Below are 17,987 nucleotides of genomic sequence, written 5' to 3' on the forward strand. Positions count from 1 at the left end.
GAAGGCCGGTGTTTGGGCCGGAGGGCGGGCCAGTGAACGAATATCGCCGCAATGCCCGTATTCTCACCGCCAGCCTCGTCGGCACGGCGGTCGAGTTCTACGACTTCTACGTCTACGCCACGGCCGCCGCGCTGGTGTTCGGGCCGCTGTTCTTCCCATCCGATTCCGCATCGGCCCAGCAATTCGCGGCCTATGCCAGCTTCGGCGTGGCCTTCGTCGCCCGCCCGGTGGGCGCGACGCTGTTCGGCCACTTCGGAGACCGGATCGGCCGCAAGTCCACACTGGTCGCTTCGCTGCTGCTGATGGGCAGTGCCACCGTCGCCATCGGTCTGTTGCCGACCTACGAGAGTGCCGGATGGGTCGCGCCTTTCCTGCTCTGCCTGATGCGTTTCGCGCAGGGCCTTGGCCTTGGCGGCGAATGGGGCGGCGCGGCGCTGCTGGCGGTGGAGAACGCACCGCCGGGCTGGCGCGCGCGCTTCGGCATGTTCCCGCAGTTGGGCGCCCCGGTCGGCTTCATCGCCGCCAACGGGCTGTTCCTGGTGCTGAGCATGACCCTGTCCGAAGGCGATTTCGTGCGCTGGGGTTGGCGCATTCCCTTCCTGCTCAGTTCGGTGCTGGTCGGCCTTGGCCTGTGGATCCGCTTCCGTCTTGCCGAGACGCCGTCGTTCGCGGCGATGCACGGCGAGCGACCGAAATCGATCCCCATCGTAGAACTGTTCCGGACCCACATGCGCCAGACGCTGGCGGGTACCTTCGCTGTCGTCGCCTGCTTCGCGATCTATTACCTAACCACCGCCTTCGCATTGGGCTACGGCACCAAGACGCTCGGCTATGGGCGGCAGGCCTTCCTTGGCGTGCAGCTTTTCGCGATCCTGTTCATGGCGGTGGGCATCGTGCTGGCCGGCTATGCGGCGGATCGCTGGTCCTCGCGCGGGGTGCTGATCGCCGGCAGCGCGGGCTCGATCGTCGTCGGCCTGCTGATGGGGCCGATGTTCGCGGCGGGATCGCTTACCGCCATCGCCGCCTTCCTGTCGCTCGGCCTGTTCACGATGGGCTTCGTCTACGGGCCGCTGGCCTCGCTGCTGCCGCAGCTGTTCGACGCGCGGGTGCGCTATACCGGCTCGTCGATCGCCTTCAATGTCGGCGGGATCCTGGGCGGCGGCTTCGCGCCGGCCATCGCGCAGGGGCTGGTGGACAAGGGCGGTGTGCTGTTCGTCGGGCTCTATATCTCGGTGGCGGCCGTGCTCAGCCTTGTCGGCCTGCTCTGGGTACCGCGCCACACCGAGGCCAATTTCGCGGGCTAATAGGGCGCGCTAATCCGGCGCGCCATATTCGGCGGCGAGCGCCCGCAGGTTGTCATCGCGCTGCACGCCGGTGGAGCGCATGACGCCGGCCAGCGCCACATAGGCGCCCACGGTGAAGAGGAAGTCGAGCATCTGCCGCTCGTCCCACTCTTCGCGCAGGGCCGTCCAGTTTTCGGGCGAAACTTCGTGGCGTTCCACCAGATCCTCGGTGGCGCGGATCACCGCGCGTTCGAATTCCGTGAAATAGGGATCATCGGCGCCCACTTGCAGCGGCCGGAACATCTCGGGCGAGAGGCCGCAGAGCATGCTGGTGTTGAGATGGCTCGACCACATGTAGCGCGCCTTGCACAGCCACGCCGTGCGCATGATCGCAATCTGGCGCTCCTTGACCGGCAGGCTGCTGGTGGAGAGCAAGTGGACGTTGAATTGCGAGAACAGGTCGCCAAGCTGCGGATGGTGCGCAAAGGTCATCAGCACCGGGTTGCGATCCGCATTCTTGAAGAAGCCGCCGGTCCAGCGGTTAAAGAACTGGTCGGTTTCCTCGGTGAAGCGTTCGGGCTCCAAGGGCGGAATGCGCGGTGCGGGATCGGGCTGGTGCATGGTTCTTGTGCCTCTGCGTGGCGGCGGCAGAGGATGGCATCGCCAAACCGGGGAGCCAATCGCGCCGGCGTTTCTTGTGCCGGACCGCGTTTCGGCGACGGCATGCAAGGAAGCGCGGAGCCACTTTCAAGGGCATTGCCGATTCGGTGATGAATAGGGCCGCGCAGGCCCTTTGCGCACGCGCCGTACGGTAACGGCGTTCGTCCGCCGCAGCATTTCTATTCGGGTCGAAAGAAAGCCCCCATATCGCCCCGTGGCGGGCGCAAGGCGTGCAAATGCCGGCAGCCAGCGCGGTCCGCGCCTTCGCGCGTGAGGGCACAATGCCCTGCTATTCCAGCGATGTATGGAGAATTGGATGCCCCGCGAGGATTCGAACCTCGATAGACGGAATCAGAATCCGTAGTCTTACCATTAGACGACGGGGCATCGGGAGGCGCCCCTCTAGTAGCGGTCGTGATTCGGGTCAACACCCTTTTTTACTGCCCTTGCTCCTTTGTCGTGGGGGCGTTAGCATCAGGGCAGGTATCCGCCACGCATGGCGGCAGATTTATTGAACGAGATTTGAAATCATGGCGGAGCACGATCCGCCGGCAGCAAGAGTCGACGTGTCGGGCCGCCCAGGAAGGCGGCGCAAGGCAAGGAGGGGCAAATCGCGCCCGTCCGGTCCAGGCACGGCCAAAGCGAAGGTGCAGGCCAAGGATGGCGGCGCCGTCGCGGCAGGCGGAGCGCCGCGCGAAGAATCATCTAACGGATCGGCGGCGCCGCCTCGCCGTGACCAGCCACGTACGGCCCGGAAAACCGGCAAGTCGCGCAAGGCGGTGCGGCGCAATTCGGCGCGGGCGAAATCGCGTCCGGCAGAGGCACGCACTCCGGAAGTACAGATCCCCGAATCGCATTTCGAGGTTCCTGCTGCTGAAGCGCGCAGGTCTGAGGCGCGCGTCACTGCCGGGCCTCCGACCATGCCGCGTCCGGGCGGGCGGCAGTCCTATGCGGCGATTGACCTTGGCACCAACAACTGCCGCCTGCTGATCGCCCGGCCTTCGGGCGAGAACTTCACGGTGATCGACGCCTTCAGCCGCGTCGTGCGTCTGGGCGAAGGGCTGGCCCAGTCCGGCCGCCTGTCCGACGAGGCGATGGAGCGCACGCTGGCGGCGCTGCGCGTCTGTGCGGACAAGCTGATGCGGCGCAACGTCTACCTCGCCCGCTCGGTGGCGACCGAGGCCTGCCGCCGCGCCGTCAACGGGCCGGAGTTCATCGAGCGCGTGCGCAAGGAAACCGGCATCGCGCTCGATATCATCAGCGCGCGGGAAGAAGCGCGGCTGGCGGTGCTTGGCTGCCACGTCCTGCTGGAAGCGGGGCTTGGCCCGGCGATGATCTTCGATATCGGCGGCGGCTCCACCGAACTCGTGCTGATCGAGAGCACGGGTACCGTGCCGCGCATCCTCGACTGGCAGTCGGTGCCCTGGGGCGTCGTCTCGCTCACTGAGAGCTGCGGGCCGGAAGGCACGACGCTCGAAGAGCGGCTGGCCCGCTACAGCCACATGCACGGCCTTGTCGCGGACAGTTTCGCGGCTTTCGCCAAGCGGGTTTCGCCCGCGCGGGAAAGCGCCGCGCAGACCGGCCCGCTGCGCCTGCTGGGCACCAGCGGCACCGTGACGACGCTGGCCAGCCTGCACCTCGAACTGCCGCAGTACGATCGCCGTATGGTCGACGGGCTGATCGTGCCTGCCGAATCGATGCGCGATATCAGCACGCGTCTCTCGTCGATGTCCCTCGCGGAGCGGCGCGAACTCAACTGCATCGGGCGTGAGCGCGCAGACCTTGTGGTCGCGGGCTGCGCCATTCTGGAGGCGATTCTCGACCTCTGGCCCGCAGCCCGTCTGGGTGTCGCCGATCGCGGCATTCGTGAGGGCATTCTGCGGAGCCTGATCGCCTCGCACTCTACCGGCCGCAGCCTGATCGCCGCAGCCGACGTACAACCATTGGAGAGCCGGCCATGAGCCGTTCCGGACGCGACCCCAACGAGCGGCTTCGCACAGGCAAGAAACGCACGACCAGTTCTGCGCGCTGGCTCACGCGCCAGATCAACGACCCTTACGTGAAGCAGGCCAAGGCCGACGGCTATCGCAGCCGCGCGGCCTACAAGCTGATCGAGCTGGACGAAAAGTTCGACCTGTTCAAGGGCGTCAACCGCGCGGTCGACCTTGGCATTGCGCCGGGCGGCTGGAGCCAGGTGCTGCGCCTCAAGAGCCCGAAGACCAAGATCGTCGGCATCGACCTGCTGCCCACCGACCCCATCGAGGGCGTGACGATCTTCGAGATGGACTTCATGTCGGACGAGGCCCCCGCCGCGCTGGAAGGCGCTCTGGACGGGCCGCCCGACCTCGTGCTGTCCGACATGGCCGCCAATACGGTGGGCCACAAGCAGACCGACCACTTGCGGACCATGGGCCTTGTCGAAACGGCGGCGGATTTCGCGATCCAGTATCTCGCGCCCGGCGGCACGTTCGTCGCCAAGGTCTTCGCGGGCGGGACCGACACCGAACTGCTCGGCATCCTCAAGCGGCGCTTCGCCAGCGTGAAGCACGCCAAGCCGCCCGCAAGCCGCAAGGGTTCCTCCGAGTGGTACGTGATCGCGAAGGGTTTCAAGGGGCGCGAAGAAACATGAGCACTTATGTCGTGCTGCCGGGCATCGGCGGCTCCGGTTCGGCGCACTGGCAGACATTGTTGGAGCAGGGCGATCCGGCCATGAGCCGCTTCGCGCCATCGAGCTGGGACGAGCCCGAACTGGACGACTGGATCGCCGCGCTCGACCGCGCCGTGGCGGCGGCAGAGGAGCCGCCGGTCCTGATCGCGCACAGTCTGGCCTGCCTGCTGGTTGCGCATTGGAGCGCGCGTTCGGCGCTGCCGGTGCGCGGAGCCTTGCTGGTGGCGGTCCCGGATCCCGACGGCAGCGCTTTCCCGGCCGAGGCGCGCGGGTTCGCCGAACCACCGACATCGCCTCTGCGATTTCCGGCATTGATCGTTGCCAGCACAGACGATCCCTATGGCCCGATAGGTCATGCGCGCCTGCGTCCGCGGCAGTGGGAGTGCCCGCTGATCGAAGCCGGTGCGCTCGGCCACATCAACGGTGCGAGCGGGCTGGGCGACTGGTCCTGGGGCCGCACGCAGTTGGACGGCTTTGTGCAGAGCCCTCCCGTCACCCAAATCTGAGCAGAAACGAAAACGGCCCGCAGCGCGACTCGGTGACGCCTGCGGGCCGTTTTCTGCCGACCGAAGCCGGATTGGGTAAAGCGAAAATGCTTACTTGGCGGGCGCCGCGCTCGCCTTTGCGGCGGGAGCAGCCCCTGCCGGAGCTTTGGCATCTGCCGCGGTCTTGGCATCTGCCGGAGCCTTAGCGTCGGCTGCAGCAGCCGCAGGCGCCGCAGTCGGAAGCGGCAGGTTCGAACCCTGCGAATTCAGATAGGCGATGACATTGGCGCGGTCTTCACCCTTGGGGAGGCCCGCGAAAGTCATCTTGGTGCCGGGAGCGAAGGCTTTCGGGCTCTTGAGCCACTGGTTCAGCTTGTCGAAGTCCCACTTGCCGCCCACGCCCGTGAGCGCGTCGGAGAAGGCAAAGCCGCCCACACCCTTGCCGATGTCTTCACCGACAACGCCGTGGAGGTTGGGGCCGATGCCGTTGGCGCCGCCCGGGGTGATCGTGTGGCAGGACTGGCACTTGGCGAAAGTCGCCTGACCCTTGGCGGGATCGGCCTTGGCCAGCAGCGTCTCGATCGGAACTTCCGCAGCACCTTCGGTAGTCTCTTCGACGCCTTCGATGGCATAACCCATGGTCTCGGGACGATGCGGCTTGTCCGCGCGAAAGTAATGCGAGCTGACGCTGGCAAGACCCAGACCGACGATGCCGGCGAACAGCGTCCAACCGACAATTGTGTTGAAACGATCGTCCATGTCCTGATTGCCCCGGGTATTGTTATGATGATCCTCTTAGCTTGGAGGCTCTAATGTTGCCCGCAAGTTAGCGCAAGAGCCATTGCGGTTGAGGCCAATGCCGACTAATCGCGCCAGCACTATGAATTCCTATCCCAAACCCGCATTCGACCTCGTTTCACGGATGGTGGAGGCTGCCGCTGTCGATCCCGCCCGGGCGATGGCGCTTCAGGGGGCGCCCGGATGCAATTCGCACCGGGCCGCGCTCGAATACGATTCCGGCTGCCTGCCGCTGCCGTGCTTTTCGTTCGAGGATGCGCTGGATGCGGTGAAGGAAGGCCAGGCGGAGCGCGCGATCATTCCGATCGAGAACTCGCAGCACGGGCGCGTGGCCGATATTCACTTCCTGCTGCCCGAAAGCGGCCTGTCGATCGTCGGCGAGCATTTCATGTCGATCGAGCATGCGCTGATGGCGCTGGGCGACGGGCCGTTCTCGGTGGCCTACAGCCATCCGCAGGGCCTTGGCCAGTCGCGCCGCTACCTGCGCGAGCGCGGCATCGTGCCGATGTCTTACGCAGATACTGCCGGCGCGGCAGCCTTCGTGCGCGAACAGGGCGATCCTGCCGCCAGCGCCATCGCGCCGAAACTGGCGGCCGAACTCTACGATCTCAAGATCATCGAGGAGAACGTCGAGGACGCGGCGGACAACACCACGCGCTTCGTCGTTCTGGCCCGTGAACCGCTCGATCCTTTCGCGCTTCAGGGCGAGAAGGCGATGACCACGTTCATCTTCGAGGTGAAGAACATTGCCGCCGCGCTCTACAAGGCGCTGGGCGGGTTTGCGACCAACGGCGTCAACATGACGAAGCTGGAAAGCTACCAGATCGGCGCGAGCTTCGCGGCGACGACGTTCTACGCCGATATCGAAGGCGCCCCGGGCGATCCGCGCGTCGATTCGGCGCTGAAGGAACTGGCGTTCCACTGCAAGTACGTGCGGCCGCTGGGTACCTATCGCCAGGCCCGTCCCAGAGGATGATGGCAGGGGCAACGGCGGAATAGCCCGAGCCTTATCCGTCCGGGGGAAAATCGCCGGTCGGACAGAACGTTAATGCGGCGCGCCTTGCCTGTGCCGGCGGGGCGTGCCAAGCATCCCCGCCGTGGCAGATGGTGGGGCTCAAATGGCGGGTGCAACCGCATCCCGGGACGCGGCGAGCGACTGGGAAGCCGTGCGGGGCGCGGCCGATATCCAATACGCGCCGCTCCCGAAGGTCCCCGCGCCGCCCGTGCACATGCCCGGATGGCTGCGTGTGCTGGGTGAATGGCTTGAAGCCCTGCTCGGACCGATCGGCCGGCTGCTCGGCATATCGTGGCCGGTGTTCCAATATGTCCTGATCGGCCTTGCCGTTCTGCTGGTGCTGTTCGTGCTGTGGCGCTTGCTGGGCCCACTGTTGCAGCGCCCGGCCAAAAGCGCGGAGGATCCGGCGGAAGCTTGGCTGCCCGACCGGGACGAGGCCATGGCCCTGCTTGGCGATGCCGACCGGCTGGCCGCCGAGGGCCAGTTTGCGGAGGCGACGCATCTCCTGCTTCGCCGCAGCGTCCAGCAGATCCGCGCGACCCGGCCCGAATGGCTCCACCCGGCCAGCACCGCGCGCGAGATCGCGACGCTTCCCGCCTTGCCCGAAACCGGGCGCAACGCTTTCGCCACGATCGCGCAGCGCGTCGAGCGCAGCCGCTTTGCACTGCGTGACCTCAACGCGCAGGACTGGGCCGCCGCGCGCGGGGCCTATGCCGAATTCGCCCAGATCAGGCTCACAGCATGAACGGCGACCTCCCTTCCGGAACCGTCGCGGTGGGCGCCAATCCGTTCTCGCGCTGGTCGGTGCTGGCCGTGGTCCTGCTCGGCTGCGCTCTCTTCGTTGCTTTGCTGTGGATGATCGGCACCGGAACCGGTTTCGGCGAGACCAATGACGGACAGGCCCATGCCGAGGGACGCGGCCTCAACGGCTATGCGGCGATGGCCACATACCTCGAACGGCGCGGCTATGTGGTGCGCCGCTCCCGCAACGAGGGGGCGCTGGACAAGCCGGGCCTGCTGGTGCTGACGCCGCCGGCATTCGCCAGCGGCAAGGAGATCGACAAGATCGTCTCGCGGCGGCGCTACGTTGGGCCGACGCTGGTGATCTCGCCCAAGTGGTTCGCTTTCGCCGCGTCGCGCGAACAGCAGCAGAAGGGCGCGAAGACGGGCTGGGTCAATCTCGCCGGGCCGAGGCCGCCCGAATGGAGGGGCTTCCTCGACGACCTTACCGTCGGCCTGAACCCGACCGATCCGCACGGTGCGCGCGTGCGCTGGAGCGGGATGGGCGTTCAGGGCGCCTTGCCCGGTCGCCAGCCCGTGCTGTGGGGCAAGGGCCGCGATCTGGTGCCGCTGGTACGCGATGGCGATGGGAATATCCTTGCCGGATTCATGGCAGACGGCGGCCACTATCCGGTGCTGGAGCAGGTCGCCGGGGTCGCCCCGGACGATGTGGATCCGCAGGACCGTCTCCAGCCGATCGTGATGGTTTTCGACCCCGATCTCGTCAACAACTGGGGCATGGCCGACCAGAATTCGGCGCGGCTGATTGACGCGCTGGTGGCGGCGAGCGGGGCGCGGCCCGGCGATACGATCACCTTCGATCTTACTCTTAACGGCTTCGGCAATGCGCAGAACCTGCTGACGCTGGCGTTCACGCCGCCGTTCCTGGCGGCGACGCTGTGCCTGCTGCTGGCCGCGCTGGTGCTCGGCTGGCGCGCCTTCCTGCGGTTCGGACCGCCGCTTGCGGAGGGCCGGGCCATTGCTTTCGGCAAGCGCGCGCTGGTCGCCAATGCGGCGGGACTGGTGCGCCGCACCGGGCGCCTGCACCTGATCGCGCGGCCCTATGCGGACCATGCCCGCGAGCGGCTGGTCCGGGCGTTGGCGCTGCCGCGCACGCTTGACGGACCGGACGCCGATGCCGCGATCGACCGCGCGCTGGCCTCGCGCGATCCTGGTGCCGAACCCTTTTCCGCGATCGCCGCGCGCCTCAGGCAGGCCCGGCGTCCGCAAGACCTCGTCAAGGCTGCGCGCGATCTCCACGCGCTCGAAAGGATGCTGACCCGATGACCGATGCCCAGACCCTTGGTTTCGAGGGCGACCTTGCGCAGGTCGCCGCGCTCGCGGCCGACATTCGCGAGGAGATCGCCAAGGCGGTGGTCGGTCAGCGCGAGGTTGTGGAGCATATGCTGATCGCGCTGCTGGCGCGCGGCCACGTATTGCTCGAAGGGCCTCCGGGCACGGCCAAGACGTTTCTCTCGCAGTGCTTCGCGGCGGCGCTGGGGCTCGATTTCGGGCGCATCCAGTTCACGCCGGACCTGATGCCGGGCGACATCCTCGGCTCGAACCTGTTCAACTTCCAGACCAGCCAGTTCACGCTGACGCGCGGCCCGATCTTCTGCGATCTGCTGCTGGCGGACGAAATCAACCGCACGCCGCCCAAGACCCAGGCCGCGCTGCTCGAAGCGATGCAGGAGCGCCGCGTGACGCTTGACGGCACCGCGCATGCACTTCCCGCGCAGTTCATGGTGGTGGCGACGCAGAACCCGATCGAGAGCCAGGGAGTCTATCCGCTACCCGAAGCGCAGCTCGACCGCTTTCTGTTCAAGCTCGACGTCGCCTATCCCAGTCTTGAGGAAGAGCGACGGATCGTCGCGCGCTTCGGCGAAAATCGCGGCGCGCCCACTCCGGCCGAATGCGGCGTGACGGCGGTGGCGAACCGGGCCCTGCTCGATGCCGCCTCGCGCACGGTGTCGCAAGTGAAGCTGGCCGAGAGCGTGACCGATTATGTCGTGCGCCTCGTGCGTGCCACGCGGGAGAGCCCGGACCTTGCTGGCGGTGCCTCCCCGCGCGCGGCAGTGTTGCTGGCCGGCGCTGCCCGTGCCCGCGCCGCGCTCGACGGCCGCGACTACGTGGTGCCCGACGACGTCAAGGCGCTGGCGCCCAGCGTGCTGCGCCACCGCCTGCTGCTGAGCCCGGCGGCCGAGATCGAGGGCAAGCAGGTCGAGGCGCTCGTATCCTACCTTGTCGAGCAGACCGAGGCACCGCGCTGACCCGATGAGCCTGCGTTTCGCCCCCATGGTTCCGACCGTGCGCGCCGCCGCGCTGCTGGCGCTGGCGGCGCCGGTCGCGCTGGTGATCGGTTCGACGCGGCCGGAGGCATGGATCGCGGCGCCGATCGTCGGGCTCGCGGTTTTCGCACTGGTCTTCGTCGATGCGCTGCTGGCCGGACGGGCCGAGCAGTTCCGCGTGACCGTGCCGGGCGATGTCGAAGTGGGGGCGGAGGCCTCGCTGGCGGCGGAGGTCGTGCTGCGGGGCGGACGTGCCTCGCGCGTCGATGTCGCACTGGCCTGCGATCCCCGGCTGGTTGCCGGCGGGCGCGCGACGTTCGCCTTGGCGCGGGGCGAAACGGGCTGGCGCGGGGATCTGGCGTTCCGCCCCTCGCGCCGGGGCACCGGCAAGGTCAGCCGCAGCTGGCTGCGCTGGACCGGCCCGCTCGGGCTTGGCGCGCGGCAGCTGGCGGGTGATCTCGATGAGGAGGTGCGGGTCTGGCCCAATGTTTCCGCCGTGCGCTCGCCGGCCTTGCAGATCCTGCTGAAGGACGCGCAGTTCGGCGTGCTCGCGCGGCGCATCCGGGGTGAGGGCACGCAGTTCGAAGCGCTCGCCGAATACGAACCGGGCATGGACCGCCGCCGGATCGACTGGAAATCGTCGGCGCGCCACGTCCACCTCTATGCCAAGGAATACGAGGTCGAGCGCAACAACCAGATCGTCTTCGCGTTCGACTGCGGCCAGTCGATGTGCGAGCCGGTGGACGGGATGCCCCGCCTTGACCGCGCCGTTTCGGCGGCGCTGGCTACCGGCTACGTCGCGCTGAAGGGCGGGGACCGGGTGGCGCTGTTCGGCTTTGCCTCGAAGCCCGAAGTCTCCACGCCGTTCGTCGCCGCCTCGCGCGATTTCCACCGCCTCCAGCGCGCCGCCGCCGGGCTCGAATACCGCTCGGAAGAGCCCAATTTCACGCTGGCGCTGGCGACTTTGGCCGCGCAACTGGAGCGCCGCTCGCTGATCGTGGTCTTTTCCGAATTCACCGACCCGACGAGCGCGCAGCTCATGATCGAATCGATCGGGCGGCTGGTCGCGCGCCATCTCGTGCTGTTCGTCACCATTGCCGACGAGGAGCTGGAGGGCATTTCGGCCGCCGCACCCGATGACATGGAGACGCTGTCGATGGCGGTCTCGGCCGATCTGCTGCTACGCCAGCGCGCGCTGGTAACGCGCCAGTTGCGCCAGCTCGGGGTCGAGGTGATCGAGGCTTCCCATGCCAGTATCGGCACCCGGCTGATCGACGCCTATCTCGCCATCAAGCGCGCAGGATCCATCGGATGAACGCCCCATCGACCGAAGCCACCGCAATCGCCCGCGCGGCGCTGCGCTCGGACCGCTTCCGGCTGGAGCGGGAGGCTGACTGGCAGCGGCTTGAAGCCATCGTCACGCGGATGGAGAAGGGGCGGTTGCGCCGCCTTTCCGACGAGGATCTGCTGGCACTGCCCGGGCTCTACCGCACGGTCGCCTCCAGCCTGTCGATCGCGCGCGAAACCTCGCTCGACGCGGCGACGCTCGCCTATCTCGAAGCGCTGGTGCAGCGGGCCTGGTTCGTGGTCTACGGTCCGCGCTCGTCTCTATGGGACTGGCTGCGCGGCTTCCTGGGCGGCGGCTTGAGCGCGGCGGTGCGGTCGATCTGGGTCGATGTGCTGATCGCGTTTGCCGTCATGGTGGCAGGCACGGTGGTTGGCTGGCTGCTGGTCGCGCACGATACCGAATGGTATTTCGCCATGGTCTCGCCGGGAATGGCGGGCAACCGCGTACCCGGCGCCACGCGTGAGGTGCTGCACGGGGCGATCTTCGGGAATTCCGGGCAATCGGGCATGAGCGTGTTTGCCGCGGGCCTGTTCAGCAACAATGCCCAGGTCTCGATCATGGCCTTCGCCTTCGGCTTTGCGCTGGGCGTGCCGACGCTGCTGCTGCTGGTGCAGAACACCGCTTCGCTGGGCGCGATGCTCTGGCTGTTCCATGGGCAGGGCCTGCTGGTGGACTTCATCGGCTGGCTGGCGGTGCACGGGACGACCGAGCTGTTCGCGATCCTGCTGGCGGGCGCGGCCGGGCTCCACGTGGGCCGCTCGATCGCCTTTCCCGGCAACCGTCCGGTGCTTCAGGCGGCGTCCGAGGCAGGGTGCCGCGCGGCCGTGGTCATGACCGGGGTGGTGCTGATGCTGATGGTTGCCGCACTGCTGGAAGGCTTCGCGCGGCAATTGGTGGACCAGACGTTCGGACGCTTCGTCATCGGCGGTTTCATGCTGACCCTCTGGTGCGCCTATTTCTTCGCATTCCGCGGCAATCATGCCGGAGTGCGCCGGGCATGAGCCGCTCGCCCTCGCGCCATCGCGGATCGTCGCGCGATCGTCTGCTGGTGACGCCGGAAGGGATCACGCTGCCGATCACCGTCGCCAGCCGGGGCTCGCGACTGGGGGCGCTGATCCTCGATTTCATCGTCATTATCCTGGTAATTGTCGGGATGTTGCTGATCCTCGCGTCGGTCGCCGGCGGGTTGGAGAAAGTCGACCACGCGGTCAGCCAGAACAATGCGGCGGGCCATGCCATGCAGTTTCTGGCGGTCCTGTGGATCATTGCCATGTTCCTGCTGCGCAATGCCTATTTCCTGTTCTTCGAGCTGGGCCCGCGCGGCGCGACGCCGGGCAAGCGGCTGGCCGGTATCCGCATCGCCGCGCGCGATGGCGGACGGCTGACGGCGGAAATGGTGATCGCGCGCAACCTGCTGCGGGATGTCGAACTGTTCCTGCCGATCGTGTTCATTGCCATGGCCGGGGTTGCCAGCGGTCTCGGTTGGCTGGCGGCGGCGGGCTGGTTTGCGATCTTCCTGCTGTTCCCGCTGTTCAACCGCGACAGCTTGCGCGCGGGCGACGTGATTGCCGGATCGTGGGTGGTCGAACGGCCGCGCCGCAAGCTGGAGGCGGCGCTGTCGGTCGGCACTGCGATGCACCCGGACGAGGACGCGCATTTCGGCGCCGCGCCGCAGCGCGAATACCGCTTTTCCGAGGCGGAACTGGCGGTCTACGGCGAATACGAGCTTCAGGCGCTGGAACGCGTGCTGCGCGAGAAGCGGGCTCCGGCGACGGAAAGCGTCTACCAGACGATCGCCCACAAGATCGGCCGCAACGATGGCTGGAATGACGAGCACGCCTTCCTGGAAGCCTATTACACCCAGTTGCGTGCCCGGCTCGAAGCGGGCATGCGCATGGGCCGCCGCAAGGCCGACAAGCATTCCGGGGATCCGCGTTGACGCTCGCATTGACCATCGTCGAGGATGACCTGACGGGTCGGGCGGTGCTGGACCTGCTCCAGTTCCACCTTGATGAGATGCACAAGTGGTCCCCGCCTGAGAGCGTCCACGCCATGCCCGCCGAGCGCCTGCAGCAGAAGGACGTGACGTTCTTCTCGGCCTGGGATGGCGAGCACCTGGCCGGATGCGGCGCGATCAAACACCTCGATGCGGGCCACGGCGAGCTGAAGTCGATGCGCGCGGCGCCCGAATATCGGGGCAAGGGCGTGGGCAAGGCGCTGCTGCTGCACCTGCTGGAAGAGGCCCGGGCACGCGGTTACACTCGGGTCAGCCTGGAGACCGGCAAGCCCGAACCGTTCCACCCCGCGCAGGGCCTTTACCGCGCGCATGGCTTCAGCGAATGCCCGCCATTCGGGGACTATGTTTCCGACGATTTCTCGATTTGCATGACGAAAGAACTGTGATGGACGCCACTTTGAACCTGCGCCTCGCCACTCCGGCCGACGCCGCCGCATTGGCCGAACTCGGTGCCCGCAGCTTCATCGTCAAGTTCGGGGACATGTACCGCCCGGAAGACCTGTCGAACTTCCTGGCCGAATCGCATAGCGAGGCCAAGATCGCCAAGGAAATCGCCGATCCGGCGATGCGGGTGATGCTGGCTGAGGCGGACGGGCAATTGCTTGGCTTCTGCAAGCTGGTCATGACTTGCGGCTGGGCCGAGCATGCGCGCGGTGCGCGGGTGATCGAACTCAAGCAGCTCTATACCGACCCGGACGTGACCGGCCGCGGCATCGGCGCGCGGCTGATGGACTGGGCGCTCGATACGGCGCGGGATCACGGCGCGGACGAGATCCAGCTCTCGGTCTGGAGCGGCAATGACGGCGCGCAGAAGTTCTATGGCCGCTACGGCTTTGCCAAAGTGGCCGACATCCACTTCATGGTCGGCGAACAGCGCGACGAGGAATTCCTTTTCGCCCGCCTGCTCGGCTAAGCTACGCCATGGCTTATGAAACGCTGATCGCGGTTGCCGATCTTCACGCGCTGCTCGCCGCGGGCGAGGACGTGCTGATTCTCGATTGCGAATTCGAACTGGGCATGCCGGACAAGGGCCGCGAGGCCTATCGCGCCGGGCATTTGCCGGGCGCGCGTTATGCTCATCTCGACGATGACCTTGCCTCTCCTCCGGACGGGCGGAACGGTCGTCATCCGCTCCCTTCGCGCGTGGCTTTTGCGGCCTACCTGCGTTCGGTGGGGCTGCGGCAGGGCCAGCAGGTGGTCGCCTGCGATTCAAACGGCGGTGCCTGGGCGGCGCGGGCGTGGTGGCTGCTGCGCTGGATGGGCCATGCGCCGGTTGCCGTGCTCGATGGCGGTAAGCAGGCCTGGACCGCAGCGGGACTGCCGCTGGAGAGCGGAGAACCCGCCCCCGCGAGGCTGGGAGACTTTGTCGCCGGTGATGCGCTGGTGGCGGCACCTGTGAGTGCCGGCGATGTGCTGGCGAATATCGAGGTCGGGGCCGCGCAAGTGCTCGATGCGCGCGATCCGTCGCGTTTCCGGGGCGATCCCAATCCGCTCGATCCGGTGGCAGGGCATGTTCCCGGCGCCCGCAATCGCTTCTTCCGTGACAATCTTGGCTCGGATGGACGCTTCCGCGCGGCGGATGAGCTGGCGAGCGAATTCGCCGCGTTGCTGGGCGGAAAGCCGGCGATCCTGTCCTGCGGCTCGGGCGTGACCGCGTGCCACAACGCGCTCGCCATGGCGCATGCGGGGCTTGCTGGAGCCCAACTCTACCCGGGTTCGTGGAGCGAGTGGATTGCCGATCCCATACGCCCGGTGGCGACCGGCGCGGACTGATCCACGCGAAAGCGCCGCCCCTGCATTCGCAGGGACGGCGCCAATTTGAAGCGGTAGTGGCTTACTTCGCCAATTCGGCCTGAATCGCGTCCACCAGCAGTGGATCCTGCGGCGCCGTGCCCGGCGCGAAACGACCGACAACCGAGCCGTCACGCGCGATCAGAAACTTTTCGAAGTTCCACAGCACTTCGGGATCGTCGTTGGGCGTCATGCCGTAACCCTTGAAGCGCTCCTTCATCGATTCGACATCGCCCTGCTTGGTCGGGATGGCATCGGTCAGCGCGGCATAGAGCGGCTGCTTGGCTTCGCCGGTAACGTCCGCCTTGGTGAACAACGGGAACGAGACGCCGTAATTGAGCTGGCAGAACTCGACGATTTCCTCGTTCGTGCCGGGCTCCTGCGCGCCGAAGTCGTTGGCCGGGAAGCCGAGCACTTCGAAGCCCTTGCCCTTGTACTCTTCGTAGAGCTTTTCGAGGCCCTCGTACTGCGGCGTGAGCCCGCACTTGGAGGCGACGTTGACCACCAGCAGCACTTTGCCCTCATGATTGGCAAGGCTGTCGGTGCTGCCGTCGATGCGGGTCAGCGGGATAGCGGCGATCTCGGTCATGCGGGGATTCTCCCTTGGAAACGATCGGGTGGTTTGGTGCGGGAGACTGCGCCAGCTCGATGACGCGGGCAAGACGCCGCGTTCACGACGGTTGCCCGGTTATGGACGAAATCCATTCGAGATCATCGGCACAGGAAATAGGATCGCCCCGGCGAAGCGCGTCGACCCCCGTTGCGATCAGGCCCCAGCAGCGGATCGATAGTCGGCGATGATGTCGCCGCACTCGGCCAGTTCGGCTTCGTGCCCCTCCTCGCGCCATGTTTCGGCGAGGGCTTCGGCTTCCCACTGCTTCATCGCCGGGTGATCGAGCACGGTATCGACCCAGGTCTGGCACGTGCCGACATCAAGGCCATACGTGCGGATGCGATAGGCCACGGGCGCGAAGAAAGCGTCCAGCGCAGTGAAGCTTTCGCCTGCCAGCCAAGGGCCGCCGAAGCGCGACAGGCCTTCGCTGAAAATCTCGCGCAGGCGGGCGACGTCACGCACCAGCGCCGGGCGCATCGTCTTGGGGCGCACGCGTACGCCGACGTTCATCGTGCAATCGTTGCGCAGGGCCGAGAAGCCGCCGTGCATTTCGGCGACGGCACATTGTGCGAAGGCCCGCGCCGCTTCGTCCTGCGGCCAGATACCGGCGTGGCGGTCTGCCAGATAAAGCGTGATGCCGAGCGAATCCCACACCGTCCGCTCGCCGTCGAGCAGCGCGGGAACTTGCCCGGTGGGCGAGAAGCTGCGGAACGCGTCGTAATTGGCGGGGGAGGTGAAGGGCTCGATCCGATCGGTGAAATCGATGCCGAGCGCCTTCATCAGCACCCATGGCCGTAGCGACCAGCTGGAGTAGTTCCGATTGGCGGTGATCAGTGTGTAAGCCATCCGGAACTCTCCTTTGCGGGCGTCAGGTTATGTAGTGCGCCGTGGTCTTAGCGGCGACTTCGTCGGGCGTCACGCCCGGAGCGAGTTCGATCAGCTTGAACGGACTCTGGTGGTCGGGCCGCTGGAACACGGCGAGGTCGGTGACGATCATGTCGACCACGTTCTTGCCGGTCAGCGGCAGGGTGCAGGCCGGGATGAACTTGGGATCGCCGTTCTTGGCGTTGTGCTCCATCACCACGATGATCTTCTTCACGCCGGCCACGAGGTCCATCGCGCCGCCCATGCCCTTGATCATCTTGCCGGGGATCATCCAGTTGGCGATGTCTCCGTTCTCGGCAATTTCCATCGCGCCCAGCACGGCCAGATCGATGTGCCCGCCGCGGATCATGCCGAAGCTTGTGGCACTGTCGAAATAGGCCGATTGCGGCAGTTCGCTTACCGTCTGCTTGCCCGCATTGATGAGGTCGGCGTCGACTTCATCGGCGTAAGGGAAGGGCCCGATGCCGAGCATGCCGTTTTCGGACTGGAGCGTCACCGTCATGCCCGAAGGCACATGGTTGGCCACCAGAGTCGGGATGCCGATGCCAAGGTTCACATAAAACCCGTCCTGAAGCTCCTGTGCCGCGCGGGCGGCCATTTCGTCTCTGCTCCAGGACATCAGGCGGTCTCCCTCTCGCGGGTGGTCATGAATTCGATCTTCTTGTCGTAAGGCGCGCCCAACACCAGACGCTGGACGAAGACGCCGGGCAGGTGAATGCCGTCCGAATCGAGCGAGCCGGTTGGGACGATCTCCTCTACCTCGACCACGCAGACCTTGCCGCAGGTGGCGGCGGGCACGTTGAAGTTGCGCGCGGTCTTGCGGAACACGACGTTGCCGGTCTCGTCCGCCTTCCATGCCTTCACGAGCGACAGGTCGGCAAAGATGCCTTCCTCAAGGATATATTCCTCGCCCCGGAAGGTCTTCACTTCCTTGCCCTCGGCAATCTGGGTGCCGACGCCGGTCTTGGTATAGAAGCCCGGAATGCCGGCGCCGCCCGCGCGCATGCGCTCGGCCAGGGTGCCTTGCGGGCAGAATTCGACTTCCAGTTCGCCCGAGAGGAACTGGCGCTCGAACTCCTTGTTCTCGCCCACGTAGGACGAGATCATCTTCGAAACCTGCTTGGTGCGCAGCAGCTTGCCGATACCCTCGTTGTCGATGCCGGCGTTGTTGGAGGCGAAAGTCAGGTCCTTCACGCCCGAATCGCGTACTGCGTCGAGCAGGCGTTCGGGGATGCCGCAAAGGCCGAAGCCACCGGCGGCGATCAGCAGGCCGTCCTTCAGCAGTCCGTCCAGCGCGGCAGAGGCGCTGGGGTAGATCTTGTTCATGCTGTTCTCCCGTTTGGAAGCGAACCTAGA

The 17,987-nt window shown here is 66.6% G+C and carries 20 protein-coding genes and 1 tRNA gene; 14 read left to right on the forward strand and 7 right to left on the reverse strand.

Features of this window, described 5'->3' with window-relative positions:
- Positions 1-32: 32 nt before the first annotated feature.
- Positions 33-1,304: an MFS transporter gene (locus tag AC1VVM_RS05010; protein ID WP_482902990.1), complete on the forward strand. Its 1,272-nt coding sequence runs from the start codon at positions 33-35 to the stop codon at positions 1,302-1,304.
- A gap of 9 nt (positions 1,305-1,313) precedes the next feature.
- On the opposite strand, the gene AC1VVM_RS05015 is transcribed toward AC1VVM_RS05010, so the two are convergent.
- A complete protein-coding gene (locus AC1VVM_RS05015; protein ID WP_482956005.1) occupies positions 1,314-1,904 on the reverse strand; it encodes a carboxymuconolactone decarboxylase family protein in 591 nt (196 codons plus the stop codon).
- A gap of 352 nt (positions 1,905-2,256) precedes the next feature.
- Positions 2,257-2,330 (reverse strand) — tRNA-Gln (locus tag AC1VVM_RS05020).
- A 143-nt stretch (positions 2,331-2,473) separates the two neighbouring features.
- Here AC1VVM_RS05020 and AC1VVM_RS05025 point away from each other — a divergent pair.
- Genes AC1VVM_RS05025 through AC1VVM_RS05035 form a run of 3 tightly spaced genes read left to right on the forward strand, consistent with a single transcriptional unit; the run spans position 2,474 to position 5,117 of the window.
- Entirely contained in the window at positions 2,474-3,904 is a 1,431-nt protein-coding gene (locus AC1VVM_RS05025) for a Ppx/GppA phosphatase family protein (RefSeq protein WP_482902992.1), read from the forward strand.
- Complete coding sequence (locus AC1VVM_RS05030; protein ID WP_482956006.1) at positions 3,901-4,572, forward strand: RlmE family RNA methyltransferase; 672 nt, start codon at positions 3,901-3,903, stop codon at positions 4,570-4,572. The genes AC1VVM_RS05025 and AC1VVM_RS05030 overlap by 4 nt, the downstream gene beginning before the upstream one ends.
- Positions 4,569-5,117, forward strand: coding sequence for an RBBP9/YdeN family alpha/beta hydrolase (locus AC1VVM_RS05035; RefSeq protein WP_482956007.1), 549 nt, complete (start codon positions 4,569-4,571; stop codon positions 5,115-5,117). The genes AC1VVM_RS05030 and AC1VVM_RS05035 overlap by 4 nt, the downstream gene beginning before the upstream one ends.
- A gap of 90 nt (positions 5,118-5,207) precedes the next feature.
- Here the strand turns inward: AC1VVM_RS05035 and AC1VVM_RS05040 are convergent, their stop codons facing one another.
- A complete protein-coding gene (locus tag AC1VVM_RS05040; RefSeq protein WP_482956008.1) occupies positions 5,208-5,855 on the reverse strand; it encodes a c-type cytochrome in 648 nt (215 codons plus the stop codon).
- A 121-nt stretch (positions 5,856-5,976) separates the two neighbouring features.
- Between AC1VVM_RS05040 and AC1VVM_RS05045 the strand changes: the two genes are divergently transcribed.
- The 10 genes from AC1VVM_RS05045 to AC1VVM_RS05090 all read left to right on the forward strand — a co-directional run bounded on the left by AC1VVM_RS05045 (position 5,977) and on the right by AC1VVM_RS05090 (position 15,115).
- A complete protein-coding gene (locus AC1VVM_RS05045; RefSeq protein ID WP_132388579.1) occupies positions 5,977-6,870 on the forward strand; it encodes a prephenate dehydratase in 894 nt (297 codons plus the stop codon).
- 142 nt (positions 6,871-7,012) lie between these two features.
- The gene (locus AC1VVM_RS05050; protein WP_482902995.1) at positions 7,013-7,654 is read left to right on the forward strand and encodes a hypothetical protein; all 642 of its coding nucleotides are present in this window, start codon (positions 7,013-7,015) and stop codon (positions 7,652-7,654) included.
- Positions 7,651-8,976: a DUF4350 domain-containing protein gene (locus AC1VVM_RS05055; RefSeq protein ID WP_482956009.1), complete on the forward strand. Its 1,326-nt coding sequence runs from the start codon at positions 7,651-7,653 to the stop codon at positions 8,974-8,976. The genes AC1VVM_RS05050 and AC1VVM_RS05055 overlap by 4 nt, the downstream gene beginning before the upstream one ends.
- The gene (locus tag AC1VVM_RS05060; RefSeq protein WP_482902997.1) at positions 8,973-9,959 is read left to right on the forward strand and encodes an AAA family ATPase; all 987 of its coding nucleotides are present in this window, start codon (positions 8,973-8,975) and stop codon (positions 9,957-9,959) included. Before AC1VVM_RS05055 ends, AC1VVM_RS05060 begins: the two co-directional genes overlap by 4 nt.
- 4 nt (positions 9,960-9,963) lie before the next feature.
- Positions 9,964-11,292 carry a DUF58 domain-containing protein gene (locus AC1VVM_RS05065; protein WP_482956010.1) on the forward strand — a complete coding sequence of 443 codons (1,329 nt, stop codon included), beginning with the start codon at positions 9,964-9,966 and terminating at the stop codon, positions 11,290-11,292.
- Positions 11,289-12,326, forward strand: a complete 1,038-nt coding sequence (locus tag AC1VVM_RS05070) for a stage II sporulation protein M (protein WP_482902999.1) — start codon at positions 11,289-11,291, stop codon at positions 12,324-12,326. The genes AC1VVM_RS05065 and AC1VVM_RS05070 overlap by 4 nt, the downstream gene beginning before the upstream one ends.
- On the forward strand, positions 12,323-13,264 hold the full coding sequence (locus AC1VVM_RS05075) for an RDD family protein (protein ID WP_482956011.1): 942 nt from the start codon (positions 12,323-12,325) through the stop codon (positions 13,262-13,264). The genes AC1VVM_RS05070 and AC1VVM_RS05075 overlap by 4 nt, the downstream gene beginning before the upstream one ends.
- Positions 13,261-13,728, forward strand: a complete 468-nt coding sequence (locus AC1VVM_RS05080) for a GNAT family N-acetyltransferase (protein WP_482956012.1) — start codon at positions 13,261-13,263, stop codon at positions 13,726-13,728. Before AC1VVM_RS05075 ends, AC1VVM_RS05080 begins: the two co-directional genes overlap by 4 nt.
- Positions 13,728-14,255: a GNAT family N-acetyltransferase gene (locus AC1VVM_RS05085; RefSeq protein WP_243652572.1), complete on the forward strand. Its 528-nt coding sequence runs from the start codon at positions 13,728-13,730 to the stop codon at positions 14,253-14,255. The genes AC1VVM_RS05080 and AC1VVM_RS05085 overlap by 1 nt, the downstream gene beginning before the upstream one ends.
- A gap of 8 nt (positions 14,256-14,263) precedes the next feature.
- Entirely contained in the window at positions 14,264-15,115 is an 852-nt protein-coding gene (locus AC1VVM_RS05090) for a sulfurtransferase (protein WP_482956013.1), read from the forward strand.
- 61 nt (positions 15,116-15,176) lie between these two features.
- Here the strand turns inward: AC1VVM_RS05090 and AC1VVM_RS05095 are convergent, their stop codons facing one another.
- The 4 genes from AC1VVM_RS05095 to AC1VVM_RS05110 form a co-directional block, all read right to left on the reverse strand.
- A complete protein-coding gene (locus AC1VVM_RS05095; protein WP_482903003.1) occupies positions 15,177-15,722 on the reverse strand; it encodes a glutathione peroxidase in 546 nt (181 codons plus the stop codon).
- Between the two features lie 177 nt (positions 15,723-15,899).
- On the reverse strand, positions 15,900-16,592 hold the full coding sequence (locus AC1VVM_RS05100) for a glutathione S-transferase family protein (RefSeq protein WP_482903004.1): 693 nt from the start codon (positions 16,590-16,592) through the stop codon (positions 15,900-15,902).
- 22 nt (positions 16,593-16,614) lie between these two features.
- The gene (locus AC1VVM_RS05105) at positions 16,615-17,250 is read right to left on the reverse strand and encodes a CoA transferase subunit B (RefSeq protein ID WP_482903005.1); all 636 of its coding nucleotides are present in this window, start codon (positions 17,248-17,250) and stop codon (positions 16,615-16,617) included.
- Positions 17,250-17,957 carry a CoA transferase subunit A gene (locus tag AC1VVM_RS05110; protein ID WP_482956014.1) on the reverse strand — a complete coding sequence of 236 codons (708 nt, stop codon included), beginning with the start codon at positions 17,955-17,957 and terminating at the stop codon, positions 17,250-17,252. The genes AC1VVM_RS05105 and AC1VVM_RS05110 overlap by 1 nt, the downstream gene beginning before the upstream one ends.
- Between the last annotated feature and the right edge of the window lie 30 nt (positions 17,958-17,987).

The organism is Novosphingobium sp. BL-S-33 (assembly GCF_056857025.1).

What these genes read in the sequence shown, in the direction of transcription:
- AC1VVM_RS05065 (WP_482956010.1), top strand. Translation starts at nt 9,964, where the DNA reads ATGAGCCTGCGTTTCGCCCCCATGGTTCCGACCGTGCGCGCCGCCGCG.
- AC1VVM_RS05050 (WP_482902995.1), top strand. Translation starts at nt 7,013, where the DNA reads ATGGCGGGTGCAACCGCATCCCGGGACGCGGCGAGCGACTGGGAAGCC.
- AC1VVM_RS05075 (WP_482956011.1), top strand. Translation starts at nt 12,323, where the DNA reads ATGAGCCGCTCGCCCTCGCGCCATCGCGGATCGTCGCGCGATCGTCTG.
- AC1VVM_RS05060 (WP_482902997.1), top strand. Translation starts at nt 8,973, where the DNA reads ATGACCGATGCCCAGACCCTTGGTTTCGAGGGCGACCTTGCGCAGGTC.
- AC1VVM_RS05090 (WP_482956013.1), top strand. Translation starts at nt 14,264, where the DNA reads ATGGCTTATGAAACGCTGATCGCGGTTGCCGATCTTCACGCGCTGCTC.
- AC1VVM_RS05025 (WP_482902992.1), top strand. Translation starts at nt 2,474, where the DNA reads ATGGCGGAGCACGATCCGCCGGCAGCAAGAGTCGACGTGTCGGGCCGC.
- AC1VVM_RS05035 (WP_482956007.1), top strand. Translation starts at nt 4,569, where the DNA reads ATGAGCACTTATGTCGTGCTGCCGGGCATCGGCGGCTCCGGTTCGGCG.
- AC1VVM_RS05015 (WP_482956005.1), bottom strand. Translation starts at nt 1,904, where the DNA reads ATGCACCAGCCCGATCCCGCACCGCGCATTCCGCCCTTGGAGCCCGAA.
- AC1VVM_RS05070 (WP_482902999.1), top strand. Translation starts at nt 11,289, where the DNA reads ATGAACGCCCCATCGACCGAAGCCACCGCAATCGCCCGCGCGGCGCTG.
- AC1VVM_RS05040 (WP_482956008.1), bottom strand. Translation starts at nt 5,855, where the DNA reads ATGGACGATCGTTTCAACACAATTGTCGGTTGGACGCTGTTCGCCGGC.
- AC1VVM_RS05045 (WP_132388579.1), top strand. Translation starts at nt 5,977, where the DNA reads ATGAATTCCTATCCCAAACCCGCATTCGACCTCGTTTCACGGATGGTG.
- AC1VVM_RS05110 (WP_482956014.1), bottom strand. Translation starts at nt 17,957, where the DNA reads ATGAACAAGATCTACCCCAGCGCCTCTGCCGCGCTGGACGGACTGCTG.
- AC1VVM_RS05100 (WP_482903004.1), bottom strand. Translation starts at nt 16,592, where the DNA reads ATGGCTTACACACTGATCACCGCCAATCGGAACTACTCCAGCTGGTCG.
- AC1VVM_RS05055 (WP_482956009.1), top strand. Translation starts at nt 7,651, where the DNA reads ATGAACGGCGACCTCCCTTCCGGAACCGTCGCGGTGGGCGCCAATCCG.
- AC1VVM_RS05095 (WP_482903003.1), bottom strand. Translation starts at nt 15,722, where the DNA reads ATGACCGAGATCGCCGCTATCCCGCTGACCCGCATCGACGGCAGCACC.
- AC1VVM_RS05030 (WP_482956006.1), top strand. Translation starts at nt 3,901, where the DNA reads ATGAGCCGTTCCGGACGCGACCCCAACGAGCGGCTTCGCACAGGCAAG.
- AC1VVM_RS05105 (WP_482903005.1), bottom strand. Translation starts at nt 17,250, where the DNA reads ATGTCCTGGAGCAGAGACGAAATGGCCGCCCGCGCGGCACAGGAGCTT.
- AC1VVM_RS05085 (WP_243652572.1), top strand. Translation starts at nt 13,728, where the DNA reads ATGGACGCCACTTTGAACCTGCGCCTCGCCACTCCGGCCGACGCCGCC.